The sequence below is a fragment of the Paenibacillus sp. EKM301P genome (genome assembly GCF_011800295.1).
Taxonomy (GTDB): domain Bacteria; phylum Bacillota; class Bacilli; order Paenibacillales; family Paenibacillaceae; genus Paenibacillus; species Paenibacillus polymyxa.
Genome location: NZ_JAALFM010000008.1, coordinates 192,988 through 210,485, shown reverse-complemented (window position 1 = coordinate 210,485; position 17,498 = coordinate 192,988). Strand labels below are relative to the sequence as shown.

Below are 17,498 nucleotides of genomic sequence, written 5' to 3'. Positions count from 1 at the left end.
TTTAGTGATTATGAACTGGAGCTTCTATCTGTAGGTAAGTTCAACTGAAATATAAATGTGTTATTGGTGTGATTGAGCGTTAAGGTGCCTTGATGTAACTCAACAATATTCCTTGCTATGGAAAGCCCCAGCCCTGCTCCTGTTTGGATACCTTCGCTGCTTCTTGAGTGGTCAACTTTATAAAAACGGTCAAACAGCTTCTCTTTTTGATCTTGCGTGAGAGGAATTCCTTCATTTTCGACCTCAATCGTAATTTGCTCAGGAGTTGCTTGTAGTCGAATGCAAATGCGTCCCGGCTTTAAGGAATATTTTAAGGCGTTCATGAGAAGATTATCGATTGCTCTGGCCATTTTATCGCTGTCAACGGAGGTAATGATCGAGGAGTCACCGATATCCTTTACGATATATACACCGTTTTCTTGAGCAATGGGTTCGAACTCGAACAACAATTGATCCAAAAGTTGAAATAAATTGATCCTTCTCAGATTTAAATGGGTATCGACCGAAGTGAGCCGTGTATATTCAAACAAGTCATCCAGCAACTTCTTCAAATGAATCGCTTTGTTATAGGTGTTCTGAACAAAGCGCGTATATTCATCTTTATCTTGATATGAGTCTGTTCTTAAAAGCTCGATATAGCCGATAATGCTGGTCAGAGGCGTACGCAAGTCATGTGAAATACCAGTGATCAGCTCCATCTTGGATTTTTCTATTTCACGTTCCTTTACAATCTGCTGCTCTAAACGTTCGGTCATTCGATTGATGTTGTGCGCGACCCGTCCAAGTTCATCTTGCCGAACCACAGGTACCCGATAATGTAAATTGCCTTCAGAAATAAATTGAAGCCCTTGCTCCAATGTAATTAAGTCTCTAACGATTCGTCGTGTCAAAACTAAAAAAGTAAAGATAAATATTACCATAAACAAGGGGGTAAGAAGATAAGGAAAAAAATTGCGAAACCAATGCCATTCCGTTATACTGCTAATTTTCTTGAAAAGTTGAACAAGAAGGCTATTTATAGCAATAGCGATAATGAGACTCAGCACCATCCTGATTAAAATGTTGACCTGGATGCGTTTTTTTCGTTTTGGCTTTTGTATATGTTCATTCAATTTTGTAGCCAACTCCCCACACCGTTTTAATATATTGTGGATCTCTTGGGAATTGCTCTAATTTTTCTCGTAAATTACGAATATGAACCATCACCGTATTGTCAGAGAACCCGTATGGCGCTTTCCATACATTTTCGTAAATGTGCTCTGAACTAAAAACCTGTCCAGGGTGGCTGGCAAGCAAGATCAGGATAGAAAACTCTAGAGGAGTCAGTGAAATTTCATTCCCCTTTAACTTTACCGAATGTTTACTCTTATCAATCACCAGGTCCTTAATAAGGATAAGCGAATTAAATTCTTCTTTTCCTATTAATGACTGACGCCGTAGCTGCGCTTTTACGCGAGCAAGCAATTCTAACGGATTAAACGGTTTGATCATGTAGTCATCGGCCCCGGTAGTCAGCCCATTGATTTTATCAATATCTTCTTCTTTGGCTGACAGCATGATAATCGGAATATTCGAGATTTCCCTTATTTTAAGACATGCTTTGATCCCGTCCATTCGTGGCATCATGACATCTAGGATAACCAGATGAATTGATGTTTTCTTTATAGCATTCAGAGCTTCCTCCCCGTCAGCCGCTTCAATCACCTGGTATCCTTCATTGCGTAGATATACATGAATGACATCTCGAATTTCGGAGTCATCATCCACAACAAGGATTGTACTCATTACTGATTGCTCCTTTTTTAAAAATTGGTAGAATTAAGATATTTAAGGTGCCATATTAAATTGTTATCCATAATTAGCCCACGTTCATTCCACCGTTTACATCGTTTCCCTTTTACGACAGACGTAAACGAAAGCAGGAGGGATATTGAGAGGCACCCAATCAATTTTTTCGATGATAAATTTTTCGGAAAGCTGCTTTTTCATTTGAAGCGAATATTGAAAGGCGATAAATAAGCCTCCAGGTTTGAGAGCTTTATAAATCTGTTCAACCAAGGTATCTCTCAATTCACGCTCAAAATTAAAAAAAGGTAGCCCGCTAAAAATACAATCCAACTGTTGAATGTTCTCTTGCTTCATTGCGTCTACTAAACGTGCAGCGTTCGGATGACAGGAGAAGTCTGGATATTCTGTCTGTAAATTATTCCTCAACGTCTCATCCATCTCAAATAATAACACTTTTGTTGCCTCACTTACCTGGGTATTGATACAACGCGTGATGGCACCAGTACCCGAACCGAGCTCTGCGACTGCCCTAACCTCGTTCCAAGGCGCTTGTTTAACCATTTTGGTCGCCAGAAACCGGGAGCTTGGTATAACACTTCCCACATTTTTTGGACTGTGAATAAAGCTTCGCAAAAATAAAAGATTTTCATTGAGTTTCAACTGATTATCCTCCATTACGGTTTATATACACAAATCATATTGAAAAAAACTAAGGATTTTATGAGTATATTTCTAAAGAAAATCTAAAGAATTCATCTATGGAAGGCTTAAAGTCTATGTCATCCAACCCAAAAAGCCTTACCAATCAAGTTGGTAAGGCTTTTTTATAAGAAGAAACAGTTAATTACTTTAGAATTTCTTTAGAAATATCCCTATAATCTCCTAAGATTTTTATACTAATATACTCTCATCGACATAACGAGGAGGGTTAGAACATGATTAGCGATATCGTCATACAGCTAGTCAATCAGTATGGATATTTGTTTTTTTTCCTAGCCTTCTGCTTAGGCCCATTCGGGATCCCAGTTCCTAATGAGTTAACTATACTAACAGGTGGAATTTTGAGTAACAACGGAGTTTTAAACCCGTGGATTGTATATATGGTTATCCTCGCTGGTTTGTTTGTAGCAATTACATTTGCTTATTTTGCAGGCAGAATTTTTGGAGAGAAATTCAAACCCAAGTTTCAAAACAACCGTCATTTCTTGAAAGCAGAGAAACTTTTTGAGCAACACGGAGATATTGCAATGTGTCTTGGAATGTTAATTCCAGTCGTTCGGTATATTCTGCCTGTATTTGTTGGTCTCAACGGTGTCTCGTACAAGAAGTTTGCTTTGATTTCGTATTTGAGCGCGTTTGCTTGGACCACTACATTCTTTGCTTTTGGCAAATTCTTTGGACATCATATATTAAATTTGCTAGATACAATCGATCCTAAATTAGCCGTGGCTGCCCTAATAATAGCCGTTGGCACTTTTATCATAACGAAGTGGTTCAAGTTGATCTTTACTGCATGAGACGATAAATGAAATAAATAAGACAACACGGTTTGATTTTTTGAAACGATATAAGGAGAACTGTAATCAATGAAAAAAGTAAAGAAAGAAAAAATATTGATTCTTACCGGAAATTATGGAAATGGTCATAATCAAGTAGCCCAAGCACTGCAAGATGCAGTGCAGATTCGGTTTCCTCATATGGAACCTGTCGTTATTGATTTTATGGAATGGATTCATCCCTATGTGAATCATTGGAGTCGATTGCTTTATCTGCAAGCCGTCAAAACATTCCCCCAAGTGTATGGATATCTATATCAGAAAACACGGAGGCCAAACGCTCTATCCCATATCGTAAAAATCGTTTTCTCTACTGGAATCGGACGAATGATGAAATTAATTGGTAAAGTACAACCCACTATAGTAATAAGTACATTTCCTTTGGCCGCAGGCGTGATGTCGAAGCTAAAATCATATGGATTAATCGATATTCCTACTGTTACTACGATTACCGATCACACCGATCATAGCTCATGGATCTATCCCTATACCGATCAATATATCGTAGGCTCCAAAATTGTTCGTGATTCTTTGATTCAGTTAGGTGTTGAAGAGATGCAGATTTCGGATACAGGAATTCCTATTCGGCCGCAATTTTCTCAGTCCATGGAAAGAGTGAAAACGGCAAAGAAGCATGGTTTAGATCCTTATATGCCTACTGTGCTTGTGATGGGAGGAGGTTGCGGCATGATTGGCGATGGGAGCTCTACGATTCAGGAATTTGATCAATTGCCTCAACCTGTACAATTCATCATTGTTTGTGGGCATAATGAAAAGCTTCGAATTAAATTGAGTGAGAAGCTGAAAGGTTCCAAACATCGCATCCATTTAACAGGTTATATTCATTATGTTCATGAATTAATGGCCGTATCTGACATTATGATTACTAAGCCAGGAGGAGTTACGACTTTTGAGGCGATTGCTATGGAACTGCCGATGCTACTTTGTAAGCCAATTCCTGGTCAAGAACAGGATAATGCCGATTTTTTAGTTCGCTCCGGTGTAGCCATTCATGCAGAGACATCTCGGGATTTAACAAAGCGGCTATCGAAATTGCTAAATGATGCAAAACTTCTTCAGGAATTGAAGACAAATACTAAACGGTTCCATCCTAAAGAGTCCGCGTTTGCGTCATTAGAAGTTATTTTTGGAATTGTGAAAATGAACAATAGAGTCAATGGAATAAATATATGCTCCTAAAGAAAGACAAGCATTGATTCATTACTGTTAAAAAGGAGCAGGATTATGGAGCAGACATTCATAATTATCATCAGTGGATTACTCATCTACACGATTATTCCAACCCTTATGGTTCGACTATTTGGAATCGGGGTTTATAAAAGAGGAACGAGCAAGCAGCCCATTGCTTTGACCTTTGATGACGGTCCAGACCCAGAATATACACCTCTTTTGCTTGATTTATTAAAGAAGCACAATATAAAGGTAACCTTTTTTGTTCTTGGTCAAAAAGCGGAGCAATACCCCGATCTAATTCAACGAATGCACAGTGAAGGACATCTTGTTGGAATTCACAATTACGTGCATTGGTCCAATGCCTTGATGAGTCCAAAGAAGGTTCGAGAGCAGGTAAACAAAACGGCCAACGTCATTGATCGTATTATTGGGAAAAGAACCTTTTACTATCGGCCCCCATGGGGAGTTATCAACCTGTTTGACTTTTTTTTGATGAGGAAATTTCGTATGATTCTTTGGTCTGTTATTGTAGGTGATTGGAAAAGCTCTGGCGGCAAGCAAAAAATTAAGCAAAGGCTGCTGTCCAAGTTAAAGGGGGGAGCTGTCATTGTTCTTCATGATAGTGGACAGACGTTCGGAGCAGACAGGGAGGCACCTGCATATATGTTGGAGGCACTAAATGAATTTATCACTGAAGCATTATATACAGGGTATTCCTTTCATAGAGTAGATGCTGATCGTTAAACGGGCTAAGTACATGAGTTCGAGAAAAATTGAATCGAAAGGTTCTAAAATAAAACTTAAGCCAGGAACATATTTTGTTCGGGCTTAAGTTTTTTTACTTAGGTCTTTGATGAGGACCATAGGGGTGTCAGACATTTTCCATATTTTAATACAGGCCTGGATACTATCCGTTCGTAGCATCTTAATATCTAGGATGACCAGTTCGAAAGAGATTGATTTAACTAGATTTAGCGCTTCCAGACCATCTGCAACTTTTATGACAAAGTATCCCTCATTGCGCAAATATGCATGAAAAACGTCTTGAATCTCTGAATCGTCAGCTACAACAAGTATTGTATCCATTACATGGCACCTCTTTTTTGCGACAGATATATACAAAAGCAGGAGGGAAATTGAAGGGCACGAACTCAATTTTTTCAATAGTTAAGTCTTCGGCAAATCTTTTTTTCATTTGTAACGAGTACTGAAAAGCAACAAAAATTCCTCCAGGTTTTAGTGCCTTCATAATCTGATTAAGTAAAGTTTCTCGCATTTCACTCGTGAAATTAGAAAATGATAATCCGCTAATAATGCAGTCCAGCTGGCCGATGTCATCGTGATTTAATTTTTTAACTAATTGGCAAGCATTAGAATGGCACACGAAATCCGGGTATTCTGCCTTCAGATTTTCTCTCATTTTCTTATCTCTTTCGAACAATAACACTTTTGTTGATCCAGTTAATTGTGTCTTCATGCAACGTGTGATAGCACCTGTACCTGACCCAAGCTCTGCAACTGTCTTTACCTCATCCCAGGGTACAGACTCAACCACTTTAGCTGCCAAAAATCGAGAGCTAGGTATGAGGCTTCCCACTCGTTGTGGATTTGTGAGGAAACCTTGCAAAAAAAGTAGATATTCTTTGAAATTCATTTGTTTCTTCTCCATGATTTATTTTCTCCCTATTTTTTTCGTTTCGATATAAAAATAGTAACGAAAAAATCTAAGGATTTTACGAGGATATATCTAAAGAAAATCTGAAGAAAGAAACCCTGATATACGCTCGACGGGCTCTATAAAACTTAAGGAAATCTAAACATAATAGAGTTTAATGTTTAATTTGTCGAGTTTTTATGTAAACGCTATCATTATATAATTTTACTTAGAAAGGAGGTGAAAGTAAGAAAACACGGAATATGGTACACATAAGCGATGTACTGCAACAGAGAATCGAATGAAAAGCAGGTGTAGAATGCAAATATAAAAATTTCAGGAGGTAAAGTATGATTAAATTTAGTAAGAAAATGTTAACGGTAGTTCTTGCAGCTTCCATGAGTTTTGGGGTGTTTGCAACAACCTCAAGTGCAGCGACAGACTATTGGCAAAATTGGACCGATGGTGGTGGGACGGTCAATGCTGTTAATGGATCAGGCGGTAATTACAGCGTAACATGGAAGGATACCGGGAATTTTGTTGTCGGTAAAGGCTGGACTACTGGATCGCCCAACAGAACGATTAACTACAATGCCGGTGTCTGGGCGCCGTCTGGTAATGGATATTTGGCTCTCTACGGGTGGACGAGAAACTCACTTATCGAATACTACGTCGTGGATAGCTGGGGAACTTATCGACCTACCGGAACGTATAAAGGTACGGTGACCAGTGATGGAGGCACATATGACATCTACACAACAATGCGATACGACGCACCTTCCATTGAAGGCCAAAAAACGACGTTTATTCAGTACTGGAGTGTTCGACAGACGAAAAGACCGACCGGGGGCAACTCCACGATCACTTTCAGCAACCACGTGAACGCATGGGCGAGCAAAGGAATGCATCTGGGGAACAACTGGTCTTACCAAGTGTTAGCAACAGAAGGATATCAGAGTAGTGGAAGCTCTAACGTAACGGTGTGGTAACCACTCAACTGCAAACGGTTCAACGAACGGGAGCGATTGGCATTTCGTCACGGGGAAAGCAGGATGAGGGCACATAACCGTATTACAACATAAACAAGGTAATAACGCCGGAGACAAATACTTATCTGGAAACTGGAACTGGGCTATCATAGAGAGCAACAATAATAAAACAAAATCGATCGGTACACGAAAACCCAACGAGTTAGGAATTTGCGATATGTCTGGCAATGTAAAGGAATGGTGTTAGGATTGTTACGGAGACTAAAGGGATACGGTAGTTAATGAAACAGCGACAGTTGAGGACGATTTCTCGTCTACGGCTGTCGCTGTTTTCATGTCTGAGAAGCACATAATACCTAAGGTTGTCGAAAAGATGAGGAGGGGGTATAGTTTATATGTATGTATTTTGCTCGGAAAGAGGTTTATATGGCAACAATTCATGATGTGGCGTTAAAAGCGGGCGTGTCGGTCACTACAGTATCTCGTGTAATGAATAACCGGGGCTATATCAGCGAAGTTACACGCAAAAAAGTGTTCGATGCAATGGAAGAGCTTAATTATCAACCAAATGAAATAGCACGATCCCTGCTACGCAAGCAGTCCAATATCATCGGTCTTATTATTCCCAATGTCTCGCATCCTTTCTTTAGTGAGCTTGCTAATCAGGTGGAGTATTACGCCTATCAGCAGGGGTGCAAGGTTCTACTCTGCAATTCGCATATGGACCCTGTGAAGGAAAAAGTGTATATCGATATGTTAAAACGAAACCGGGTAGACGGCATCATTATGGGTAGCCATACCTTGGAAGTAGAAGAGTACCGACATTTGAATTCACCAATTGTGACATTTGACAGACAGATTGATCCACAAATCCCGTACATATCTTCGGACAATTATCGCGGAGGTGAGCTGGCTACGGAACTGCTCATTCGCAAAGGGTGCCGGAAAATTGCGCATATATGTGGAAATCTGGAGCTGAACATGCTGTCCAATGAGCGGACCACAGCTTTCCGGGATGTCGTGAACAGGAATAGTGTCGAGCATGTAATCGTTCAAACAGACCTGAATGTGTTCGACCAAAAGGAGTACGAGCGATTGATTTCCAAACTCGTTCATGAACATCCAGATGTGGATGGGGTGTTTGCAACAAGCGATATTATTGCAGCTTTTGCGCTGAAAGAATATATCCGCGCCGGACGGCATGTACCGGAGAATGTGCGTATTGTAGGCTTCGATGACGTGAGCGCTGCTTCCTGGCTGACGCCTGAACTTACATCGGTAAGACAGCCAATTGCAGAGATCGGCAGGTTGGCGGTCGAGCTGATTCGTAGACAGGCCGAGGGAGAGCAGGTACAGCCTGTTAATCGGCTGCCTGTTGAACTGATTGAGCGTGCAACGACCTGAATGAAATCTGTTCCTCTAACAAGGGGAACAGATTTTTTTTAGAGAATGTTAAAGGTTTAACATGTCAAACGATTGACATAGAATGATTCTTTGACATATAATCCGTTTGTAAGCGTTTTATTTAAGCGTTCAGAGCCATTACAGAAATAGGGGGATGACAACAGTGAGGAAATTCAAAAGAGTTCAATGGATGGTAATGCTGCTTCTTTTGGTTATGGTGGTGTCTGCATGCGGCGGCTCCGGAGGAGAAGGCAATTCAGCTTCTGGAGGGGGATCAGCGGATTCAGGAAATGTGAAAATTACACTTTTGAACTCTAAGGGTGAAATCCTTTCACAACTGGAGGATGCCGCCAAGGCGTTCCAGAAAGACAATCCCGGCATTACTGTTGAAATCCAGCCGGTTCCGGCCGGTGGATCGCCTTTTGAGCGTGCCTCTGCATTGTATGCATCCGGAAACCCGCCGACCATGATCATGCTTGATACAGGTGATGTGGAAAAATTCAAGGATCGTATCCTCGATCTAAGCGGAGAAAAGTGGAATGCGGACACTGTTGAAAACGCTACCACAACGACGACGTTTGACGGTAAAAATTACGCGTTTCCGCTGGCTGTTGAAGGCTACGGATTCATCTATAACAAAGCGGTTGTTGATAAAGCGGTAGGCGGAAGCTTTGACCCCACCACAATTAAAACCCGAAATGATCTTGAAAAGCTGTTTCAGCAAATCGAGGCATCTGGGAAGAAAGCATTGGTGATTTCACCAATGGATTGGTCCCTAGGCGCTCATTATTTGCCACTTGCTTATGCAGGCCAGAACAAAGACATGGCTGAAGTGGACAAATTTATGGCATCTCTGAAAGCGGGCCAGGCTAACTTGGCTAGCAATCCAGTATTTAACGGACTTATGGATACATTCGACGTCATGATGAAATACAATATCGATCAGGCTTCCCCACTGGCAGGCGCTTATGAGCGTGGACCAGAACTGCTTGGCAAAGGCGAAGTTGGTATTTGGTTCATGGGCAACTGGGCATGGCCGCAAATCAGCGGTTTTGATACGGCTAACAAAGAATATGGTTTCTTGCCTGTACCCATCAGCAACAATGCTGATGACTACGGCAATCAGGAAATTTCATCCGCTGTTTCCAAACGTATTGTCATTGACAAGGAGAAGAGTACGCCGGAGCAGCAAGAGGCAGCGAAGAAGTTCCTGAACTGGATCGTCTATGATGCGAAAGGTCAGGATTTCCTCGTAAACAAAGCGAACATTATCCCAGCGTTCAAAAATATTACACTGCCTGCGGCCGATCCACTTGGCAAATCCATTCAGGATTATATTGCAAAAGGCAAGTCAGAGCAGTCGATGAGCTTGCTGCCGGCCGACCACTGGTCTAAGCTAGGATCTTCCATGCAAAAATATCTGGCGAAGCAGGGTGATCGCGCAACACTGGCTAAGGAAATCGAAAACTACTGGAAAAGCGTAAAATAAGGCTTATTTCAAATTACCCGGAAATAGAGAGAGAAATCCGAAACAAAGAGAGGGATCACCATGATTGCGGAAAAAGGAGTATGGAACCGGCTACGGTCACGGCTGCTGTTCACCGGACCAACCTTGTTTGCCTTCATAACGGTAATGATCATTCCATTTTTGTACGGCATTTATTTGACGTTCACAAACTGGGATGGTATTTCCACGACACTAACGCTGGTTGGCATCCAAAACTATCTGGCCGTTTTTCGGGATATTGAGTTTTGGAAATCGTTCGCCTTGACGCTCAAATATGTATTTTATACCGTTGTTCTTATCAATGTCATCGCTTTTATGCTGGCTTATGTGCTGACTAAAGGGTTAAAAGGACAGAGTATTTTCCGGGCAGGATTTTTCCTGCCCAACCTTGTCGGCGGTATTGTACTCGGTTTTATCTGGCAGTTCATCTTCAACAACGTGCTGGTCTATTTGGGGCAACATGCCGATATTCAAGCGCTCAGCACGACTTGGCTGGCTGATCCTGACAAAGCGTTCTGGACACTCGTGATTGTAACCGTGTGGCAGAACGCGGGTTACATGATGGTCATTTATATTGCAGGATTGACGGGTGTACCGAATGATATTATGGAGGCTGCAAGCATTGACGGGGCGAGCAGCTGGACCAGACTGCGGAAAATGGTGCTGCCCTTGATGGTTCCTTCTTTCATCGTATGTATATTTTTGTCCCTGCAGCGTGGATTTATGGTCTATGACGTCAACCTTGCGCTCACGAAAGGTGGACCGTTCAGTAGTACTCAAATGGTGTCGATGCATGTGTATGAAAAGGCATTCCTTTCCCGTGACTATGGTGTGGGGCAGGCAGAAGCATTCGTACTGTTCCTGATGGTTGCTCTCATCACTCTGCTCCAGGTTTATTTTAGCAAGAAGTTGGAGGTGGAGGCGTAATGGCAAGCAAAAAAATCGCTTCCTCCATGATCAAATTCATTGTGCTGACGATCATACTTATATTGTTCATCGTACCGTTCGTCTTTCTGCTGATCAATTCGTTCAAGGAAAATATAGACATCACCTCGAATCCGTTATCGCTTCCAGAGAGCTTCAATATGACCAACTATATGAATGCATTTGATAAAATGAATTATATCACTGCATTCACTAACTCATTGGTCATAACGGTGTTAAGTGTCTTGTTTATCTCCCTGTTTGCGGCGATGACGGCTCATTATTTTGTCAGAAACAACACCAAGTTCAACCAATATACATTTATGCTGATGGTAGCTTCCATGATTATTCCATTCCAGGCCATCATGATTCCATTGGTGAAAATTTACGGCTCACTTGATCTGCTGAACAGCAAATGGTCGCTGATTTACATGTATATCGGTTTTGGTAGCTCGCTGGCCGTCTTCATTTATCATGGATTCGTAAAGAGTATTCCGAAGGAATTGGAGGAAGCAGCGCTGATTGACGGCTGCACGCGGATTCAGACCTTCTTCCGCATCGTGTTTCCGGTATTGATGCCTACGACGGCCACTATTTCCATTCTCAATGTACTGTGGATCTGGAATGATTTTCTGCTGCCTTCGCTCATTCTGGTCGATCCTGAGCAAAGGACACTTCCGCTGTCCACATACAACTTTTATGGAACCTACACAGTGGATTATGGGCCATTGATGGCAAGTTTGGTACTCACGATATTTCCGATCATTATCATCTATCTGTTCGCCCAGAAATATATTATTCAGGGTGTTATGCAAGGTTCGATTAAATAACTGTAGGAGTAGGATGCCTTATCAAACATACTAGAGTGTATACGAGAGAAAATGCTGATCAATTTATTTCCCAATCCAAGCATATGCTTCGGCCGGATTATCGGCTGAACTATCATTTAATGGCTGAATTTGGCTGGATGAATGATCCGAACGGTTTCATTCAATATAACGGGCAGTATCACTTGTTCTATCAACATTATCCGTATAAATCGGTGTGGGGACCGATGCACTGGGGACACGCAGTCAGCCGCGATCTTATGAAGTGGGACTATCTACCGGTTGCTTTGGCCCCGGACGGTGAGTTCGACCGGGATGGCTGCTTCTCCGGCAGTGCGGTTGAGCAGGACGGGAAGCTTGTCCTGATGTATACCGGACATGTTGTAACTGGGCCTGACAAGGATCAGGATTACAAGCAGTCACAGGGAATTGCAGTATCAGAAGACGGAGTGACATTCGAAAAGTGGGAGGGCAACCCAGTCATCGGTTATGACGCCATACCGGACACGGTCAGCCGCAAAGATTTTCGTGATCCTAAGGTGTTCAGACATGAGGACCAATACTACGTCGTGCTTGGGTCTAATGATGCCCAAGGGAACGGGCTTGTACTGCTTTACCGATCTGAAGACCTGAGAAGCTGGACGTATGTCAATGTGCTGGCTGTGAGTGACGGACGCTTCGGTGATAATTGGGAATGTCCAGATCTGTTCCCGCTCGGCGATCGGCACGTATTCATGCTGTCTCCACAGCGCATGCCTGCTCAGGGAGAAGCATACCGTAATCTGCATTCCACCATGTACGGTATAGGTGATTTCAATGCGGAGGCTGGAACATTTACGGCAGAGCGGTATGCTCAGGTAGATCACGGATTCGATTTCTATGCCCCGCAGTCAACCTTGGATGATCAAGGGCGGCGTATCATCATCGGATGGATGGATATGTGGGAGTCGGAGATGCCAACCCAGCAGGGACATCATTGGGCAGGTGCGATGAGTCTTCCGCGGGAAGCGGTGATCGACCACGACAGATTGCTGTTCCGTCCGCTTGATGAGGTGGAAAATTACCGATCCAATCTGTTCGAGCAGCGGGATATCTTGCTGACAGGCGAGCAGATCATGGACACGTTCGGAGATAGCTACGAACTGAAGGCGGTATTTGAGTTCGAGGCTGGTCATACGGAGGAATTCGGCTTGAAGCTACGGGTGGGCGACGAAGAGGAAACGGTACTGTCGTATCGTCCCGATGACGGTCTATTCCGTTTTAACCGTGAGCGTGCCGGTATCGGACCGGGCGGAGAGAGAAGAGTGCCCTTGGGCTTACAAGAGGGGCGTCTGGAGCTTCGGATTTTCGTCGATAAAAGCTCTGTGGAAATATTCATCGGTGACGGTGAATACGTCCTCACAGGAAGAGTGTATCCCGGAATGGAATCAACAGGTATTCGTGCGTTTGCGAGCGGAAAATGTACGATGGTCTCGTTCCAGAAATGGGATATCCTCACATAGAATCGCATGACAAACAGGAGCCTGACCGTTGATGGTCAGGCTCCTGTTTTTTGTGGCCATTTTGCTCGTGGGATTTTAGGCGCGCTTATTTTGCAGATAAGCATCAATTTTGATGAGGGCTTCTTCTGTACCGCCGGATTGCTGGAAGCTATTATTTATTTTTTGTACGCCCTCTTTATACGCTGCGTTTGACACGACCTCACGTACGGCATCTCTTAACGATTGTGCATTGATTTGATCTTTAGTTATTCGATAGCCAGCCTGAAGTTCCGTTAACCGCTGTGCGACCATGGGCTGATCTTTGTCCTGAGGCAGCACTACCAAGGGGACATTAAAGTGAATTCCTTCATTCACACTGTTCATTCCACCATGAGTAATAAATACATCTGTATGACGTAATACCTCCAATTGAGGTACATAGGGTGAGATGATAAAGTGCCCAGGGGCAGGATTAATTTTCGTAAAGTCAGCTTTTTCGCCAGCTGCAATCACGACGATGCCTTCAAAATCGGAAAAAGCCTCAATGCAGGTGTTAAAAAAGTCCTCAGTATGGTCTAGAACAGTTCCCATCGAAATATACAAAACCTTTTTACCCTGTAGTCTGTCTAGCGGGAATGAATTTTCTCTTTTGCGCTCCGGGAAGCTGGGGCCAATAAAAAGATGCTCGTCCCCAAATTGTTCACCATTCGGTTGAAAATATCTGCTCGTATATACGACATTCAAAGCTCCTGAATTGTTCATAAATTGAACCAGATCTTTGGGAGCAACACCGAACCTTTCTTTCATGAGATGCAGTGATGATGTGACTTGTTCATCAGGCTGAAACGGTACTTTAGCGTCGGAGCGGAAGAGATTGGCGGCCATCAGATGATTTGAAATGAGAAAAGATGGGGATGAAGAAATGCCTGGAATATTCAAATAATCTCTTACTAATTCACCAGCTCCGAATCGATCATAGAACACCAAGTCAAATTGAATACGCTCGGACAGCTCCTGAGTGATGGCTAAGATGTCCATCGAAGTCTGGATATGAATATTCAAAAATGCGTTCAGTCCTGCCGGAGTGTTGGTATCAATGGAAGCAGTCCTGACCAGATCAGGATGCAGGTGAACCTTCGCTCCAACTGCTTCGAGTCTATTCTTGTATTTCTCAGTTGTAATGTAATGAACCTGGTCCCCTCGTGCTGCAAAGGCTTGTGTGATCCCAAGCGTGGGGTTTACATGTCCTTCTGCCGGAAAATTAACCATTAATACATTTAACATCCATCCTTACTCCTTTCCTTCTCTTTCATTTAAGATGCAGTTTTAACTGAATCTCTCAATCCATAATAACAATAATATTTATTTTTTCAAATGATATCCTTTCATGATTGCGTTTTAAAACAGTCAATATAATTCAAAAGAATAAGACAAGGACATGTTGGCATGAAATGTGTATAACAAATATTTACCTCGTGCATAGTAAAGACGAACCTATTTAGCGAGGGAGGTTTTTTCTAAATGAATGTCCAAAGAGCACAAGAAATAGCGTCCTCTTCCATCATGGCAAATGTGTTGTGCGATGGGTTACCCATCTACATTCAGCATGTGAACGAACAACGTGAGACGGCACGGATCTATGCGCTGAACAATCCGGAAGAGGAACGGGAAGTACCTTTGTACGCGTTAACAGAACGAGATCAAACCCTTGAATAGAAAGGAGCGACATGAAAAGTGAAACCCAATCAACAGAAAGAGATCGAGGCAGATCGTTTGAATTTTCGTGATCAGACGGACGATGTGGTCAGAGAAGTACCGGCCACAACAGATGCCAGCGAAGCTGTTGCAGCAATGACCTCGCATATCAATAAATATGATGTACCAGATGAGTTGGAAGAAGAATAGGGAGTGGACAAGCGCGCACAGGATAACCTGTTGCGTGCTTTTTATATGACGTATAATTGGATCGTATCGAACAAAAAGTATTCAATGCCCAAACGTACAAGTGAAGCTGCCCGTGTGTACGTTTTTTTCTTTTCGTTTTTTTGTAAAATAAGTTATACATGATTTCTGTTCAAAATGGACCAGCTGCTCATAGCGGCATTGTCTCTAATAAGTTGAAAAGCATGAATTCAGAATTGTAGGAGGGAATTATGAACGATGAATTCAATGTACAGGTTCAAAATCTAGATCCGGAAATAAGTGAAGGTGAAGTTGAGAACAAGGATATTTCGAAAATATTAACTATTATATGGATTTTTATAATTTATAGTGAGTCTGTCATTCTTCAACATTTGTTCGGTGGTTTATATCTGTTGCAAAGTTCCTTGTTTACTGTAATCATCATATTGCATATCCTCTTGTACTTGCATGCTCATAGAGTTGCAAAATATTTTTCATGGGTTTATTTTGTTGTACAAGGGGGCTTGATCTTTGCAAGTGCATTTCTTCTACCTGACAGTTTCTCCATAGTACTGGTTGGGCTAATGCCCGTTTTGGTGGGTCAGAGTATAGGTATTTATTATAAGCCGCTCAAGGTTATTCTTGTATTTTTGATCTCCTATGTGCTTTTTTGTGTGGCTGTGGTCTCTCACAATGAGGGCAGGCAATTTGTGTTGTTCATCCCGCTATTTTTTCTAATTGTCGTTGTTATAGTAGCTTATGCGGTTCTTTTTCTCAAACAAGTCAAAGCACGAATCCGCACGCAAAATGTTCTGAAAGAGCTTGAAGCCGCACATCAAAAGGTGGAAGAACTTACAATTGCCAATGAACGACAACGTATGGCTCGTGATCTGCATGATACGCTGGCTCAAGGGCTTGCTGGGCTAATCATGCAGCTTGAAGCCATTGATGCTCATCTGACAAAAGGAAGTACGCAAAGGGCTCAGGAGATCGTCCAACAATCGATGTCACAAGTGCGAAGAACATTGTCTGATTCGAGACGAGCTATAGACAATCTGCGTTCGAAAACCATCTCGGAAGTTGATTTTGCAGAGGCCGTGGAGGAAGAAATACAGCGATTTACTATGGCTACGAGCATTCGAGTAATACGCAACATCAAAATTAAAGCTTCCGTCCCCAGACTGTTGTTCGAACATGGATTGTTTATAATAAGCGAATGTTTAACCAATGTAGCAAAGCATTCACATGCGAATACCGTATGGATTCATATTTTAGATAACGAAGGCAAGATTGAAATCGAGATTCGCGATGATGGCAAAGGATTTGATAAGGATATTATTGCCAAGCAGACAGGACATTACGGAATTATAGGTATGCATGAACGTGTACGGATGCTGGGTGGAAACATAAATATCAACAGTATAGTTCAAGAAGGTACAGCTATAAAAATAGAGGCGCCTCTTACTAAAGGAGACCTATCATGAAATACAAGATTTTAATCGTCGATGATCATTGGGTCGTTAGAGAAGGGTTAAAGCTGGTGTTGGAGACCAATGACAGCTATGAAGTTATTGGCGAGGCCGGAGAGGGTATAACAGCTCTTAAATTAATCGAAGAACTTCAACCGGATGTTATATTGCTGGATTTATATATGCCACAAATGAGTGGTTTGGAAACTATGAAAGCCCTCAGAGAAAAACAAAATGAAACGCCAGTCATTATCCTGACTACCTATAACGAAGATGATCTCATGATTAAAGGACTTTCTTTAGGGGCAAAGGGATATTTATTAAAAGATACCAGTCGGGAAAACTTATTTCGCACGATTGAGTCAGCACTTAGAGGCGAAACGTTGCTTCAGCCAGAAATAACAGCTAGGGTGTTCGCTGCAACGAATAAGAAAGAAGCCAAGCCAGAGCCGCACGAAAGTAGCTTAGTTCTTACTGATAAGGAAAGGCACATATTAAAGTCGGTTGCACACGGTTTTAAAAGCAAAGAAATTGCATTTGATATGGGAATCTCCGAGCGTACCGTCAAAGCGCATTTAACGAATATTTATAACAAGCTTGGTGTTGATTCTAGATCCGAAGCCGTTGCCGTTTCGTTGGAGCGTGGTATTTTACAGCTTTAGAGATGTTAACTAAATATATGTTATTTCATTGCCCAGTCGTACATAAGGTGCTTGCCCCTTTGTACGATTTTTTTGTGTGTTCATTGTTATAACATGAAACAAGAAATGAAAAAGTTTACTTGACCCACGGGTTGCTGATAG

General features: G+C 42.2%; 19 protein-coding genes and 1 pseudogene. 14 read left to right on the top strand and 6 right to left on the bottom strand.

Features of this window, described 5'->3' with window-relative positions; genetic code table 11:
* Positions 1-8: 8 nt before the first annotated feature.
* The 3 genes from HFD99_RS19145 to HFD99_RS19135 form a co-directional block, all read right to left on the bottom strand.
* Positions 9-1,112, bottom strand: a complete 1,104-nt coding sequence (locus HFD99_RS19145; RefSeq protein WP_123797676.1) for a sensor histidine kinase — start codon at positions 1,110-1,112, stop codon at positions 9-11.
* The gene (locus tag HFD99_RS19140) at positions 1,105-1,785 is read right to left on the bottom strand and encodes a response regulator transcription factor (protein ID WP_025365909.1); all 681 of its coding nucleotides are present in this window, start codon (positions 1,783-1,785) and stop codon (positions 1,105-1,107) included. The genes HFD99_RS19145 and HFD99_RS19140 overlap by 8 nt, the downstream gene beginning before the upstream one ends.
* Before the next feature lie 96 nt (positions 1,786-1,881).
* Entirely contained in the window at positions 1,882-2,448 is a 567-nt protein-coding gene (locus HFD99_RS19135) for a class I SAM-dependent methyltransferase (protein WP_090890991.1), read from the bottom strand.
* A 275-nt stretch (positions 2,449-2,723) separates the two neighbouring features.
* Between HFD99_RS19135 and HFD99_RS19130 the strand changes: the two genes are divergently transcribed.
* The 3 genes from HFD99_RS19130 to HFD99_RS19120 all read left to right on the top strand — a co-directional run bounded on the left by HFD99_RS19130 (position 2,724) and on the right by HFD99_RS19120 (position 5,282).
* A complete protein-coding gene (locus HFD99_RS19130) occupies positions 2,724-3,305 on the top strand; it encodes a DedA family protein (RefSeq protein ID WP_102997577.1) in 582 nt (193 codons plus the stop codon).
* A gap of 69 nt (positions 3,306-3,374) precedes the next feature.
* Positions 3,375-4,544 (top strand): MGDG synthase family glycosyltransferase, encoded by a 1,170-nt coding sequence (locus tag HFD99_RS19125; protein WP_102997578.1) that lies wholly within the window; start codon positions 3,375-3,377, stop codon positions 4,542-4,544.
* 45 nt (positions 4,545-4,589) lie between these two features.
* Entirely contained in the window at positions 4,590-5,282 is a 693-nt protein-coding gene (locus HFD99_RS19120; RefSeq protein ID WP_031462287.1) for a polysaccharide deacetylase family protein, read from the top strand.
* 84 nt (positions 5,283-5,366) lie between these two features.
* Here the strand turns inward: HFD99_RS19120 and HFD99_RS19115 are convergent, their stop codons facing one another.
* Both HFD99_RS19115 and HFD99_RS19110 read right to left on the bottom strand, forming a co-directional pair.
* Positions 5,367-5,624 carry a response regulator transcription factor gene (locus HFD99_RS19115; protein ID WP_016820428.1) on the bottom strand — a complete coding sequence of 86 codons (258 nt, stop codon included), beginning with the start codon at positions 5,622-5,624 and terminating at the stop codon, positions 5,367-5,369.
* Positions 5,599-6,207 (bottom strand): class I SAM-dependent methyltransferase, encoded by a 609-nt coding sequence (locus tag HFD99_RS19110; protein ID WP_123797675.1) that lies wholly within the window; start codon positions 6,205-6,207, stop codon positions 5,599-5,601. The genes HFD99_RS19115 and HFD99_RS19110 overlap by 26 nt, the downstream gene beginning before the upstream one ends.
* A gap of 335 nt (positions 6,208-6,542) precedes the next feature.
* Between HFD99_RS19110 and HFD99_RS19105 the strand changes: the two genes are divergently transcribed.
* From HFD99_RS19105 to HFD99_RS19075, 7 genes and pseudogenes are all read left to right on the top strand, one after another.
* Complete coding sequence (locus HFD99_RS19105; protein ID WP_016820426.1) at positions 6,543-7,181, top strand: glycoside hydrolase family 11 protein; 639 nt, start codon at positions 6,543-6,545, stop codon at positions 7,179-7,181.
* 103 nt (positions 7,182-7,284) lie between these two features.
* Positions 7,285-7,425: pseudogene (locus HFD99_RS19100) on the top strand (SUMF1/EgtB/PvdO family nonheme iron enzyme); the annotation flags it as partial.
* A 155-nt stretch (positions 7,426-7,580) separates the two neighbouring features.
* A complete protein-coding gene (locus HFD99_RS19095) occupies positions 7,581-8,585 on the top strand; it encodes a LacI family DNA-binding transcriptional regulator (RefSeq protein ID WP_102997580.1) in 1,005 nt (334 codons plus the stop codon).
* A gap of 163 nt (positions 8,586-8,748) precedes the next feature.
* Entirely contained in the window at positions 8,749-10,074 is a 1,326-nt protein-coding gene (locus tag HFD99_RS19090) for an ABC transporter substrate-binding protein (RefSeq protein ID WP_123797674.1), read from the top strand.
* Positions 10,075-10,134: 60 nt separating this feature from the next.
* A complete protein-coding gene (locus tag HFD99_RS19085) occupies positions 10,135-11,019 on the top strand; it encodes a carbohydrate ABC transporter permease (protein ID WP_045244978.1) in 885 nt (294 codons plus the stop codon).
* Positions 11,019-11,846, top strand: a complete 828-nt coding sequence (locus tag HFD99_RS19080) for a carbohydrate ABC transporter permease (RefSeq protein ID WP_123797673.1) — start codon at positions 11,019-11,021, stop codon at positions 11,844-11,846. Before HFD99_RS19085 ends, HFD99_RS19080 begins: the two co-directional genes overlap by 1 nt.
* 35 nt (positions 11,847-11,881) lie before the next feature.
* Positions 11,882-13,345, top strand: coding sequence for a glycoside hydrolase family 32 protein (locus tag HFD99_RS19075; RefSeq protein WP_123797672.1), 1,464 nt, complete (start codon positions 11,882-11,884; stop codon positions 13,343-13,345).
* A gap of 75 nt (positions 13,346-13,420) precedes the next feature.
* Here HFD99_RS19075 and HFD99_RS19070 read toward each other — a convergent pair whose 3' ends face one another.
* Positions 13,421-14,608, bottom strand: a complete 1,188-nt coding sequence (locus tag HFD99_RS19070) for a macrolide family glycosyltransferase (RefSeq protein ID WP_123797671.1) — start codon at positions 14,606-14,608, stop codon at positions 13,421-13,423.
* Between the two features lie 237 nt (positions 14,609-14,845).
* On the opposite strand from HFD99_RS19070, the gene HFD99_RS19065 reads away from it, so the two are divergent.
* The 4 genes from HFD99_RS19065 (at position 14,846) to HFD99_RS19050 (ending at position 17,357) form a co-directional block, all read left to right on the top strand.
* A complete protein-coding gene (locus HFD99_RS19065; protein WP_016820419.1) occupies positions 14,846-15,040 on the top strand; it encodes an H-type small acid-soluble spore protein in 195 nt (64 codons plus the stop codon).
* Between the two features lie 18 nt (positions 15,041-15,058).
* Positions 15,059-15,229: a hypothetical protein gene (locus HFD99_RS19060; protein ID WP_013373210.1), complete on the top strand. Its 171-nt coding sequence runs from the start codon at positions 15,059-15,061 to the stop codon at positions 15,227-15,229.
* Positions 15,230-15,477: 248 nt separating this feature from the next.
* Positions 15,478-16,710 (top strand): sensor histidine kinase, encoded by a 1,233-nt coding sequence (locus HFD99_RS19055; RefSeq protein WP_025365900.1) that lies wholly within the window; start codon positions 15,478-15,480, stop codon positions 16,708-16,710.
* Positions 16,707-17,357, top strand: coding sequence for a response regulator (locus HFD99_RS19050; protein WP_025365899.1), 651 nt, complete (start codon positions 16,707-16,709; stop codon positions 17,355-17,357). The genes HFD99_RS19055 and HFD99_RS19050 overlap by 4 nt, the downstream gene beginning before the upstream one ends.
* Positions 17,358-17,498: the final 141 nt, after the last annotated feature.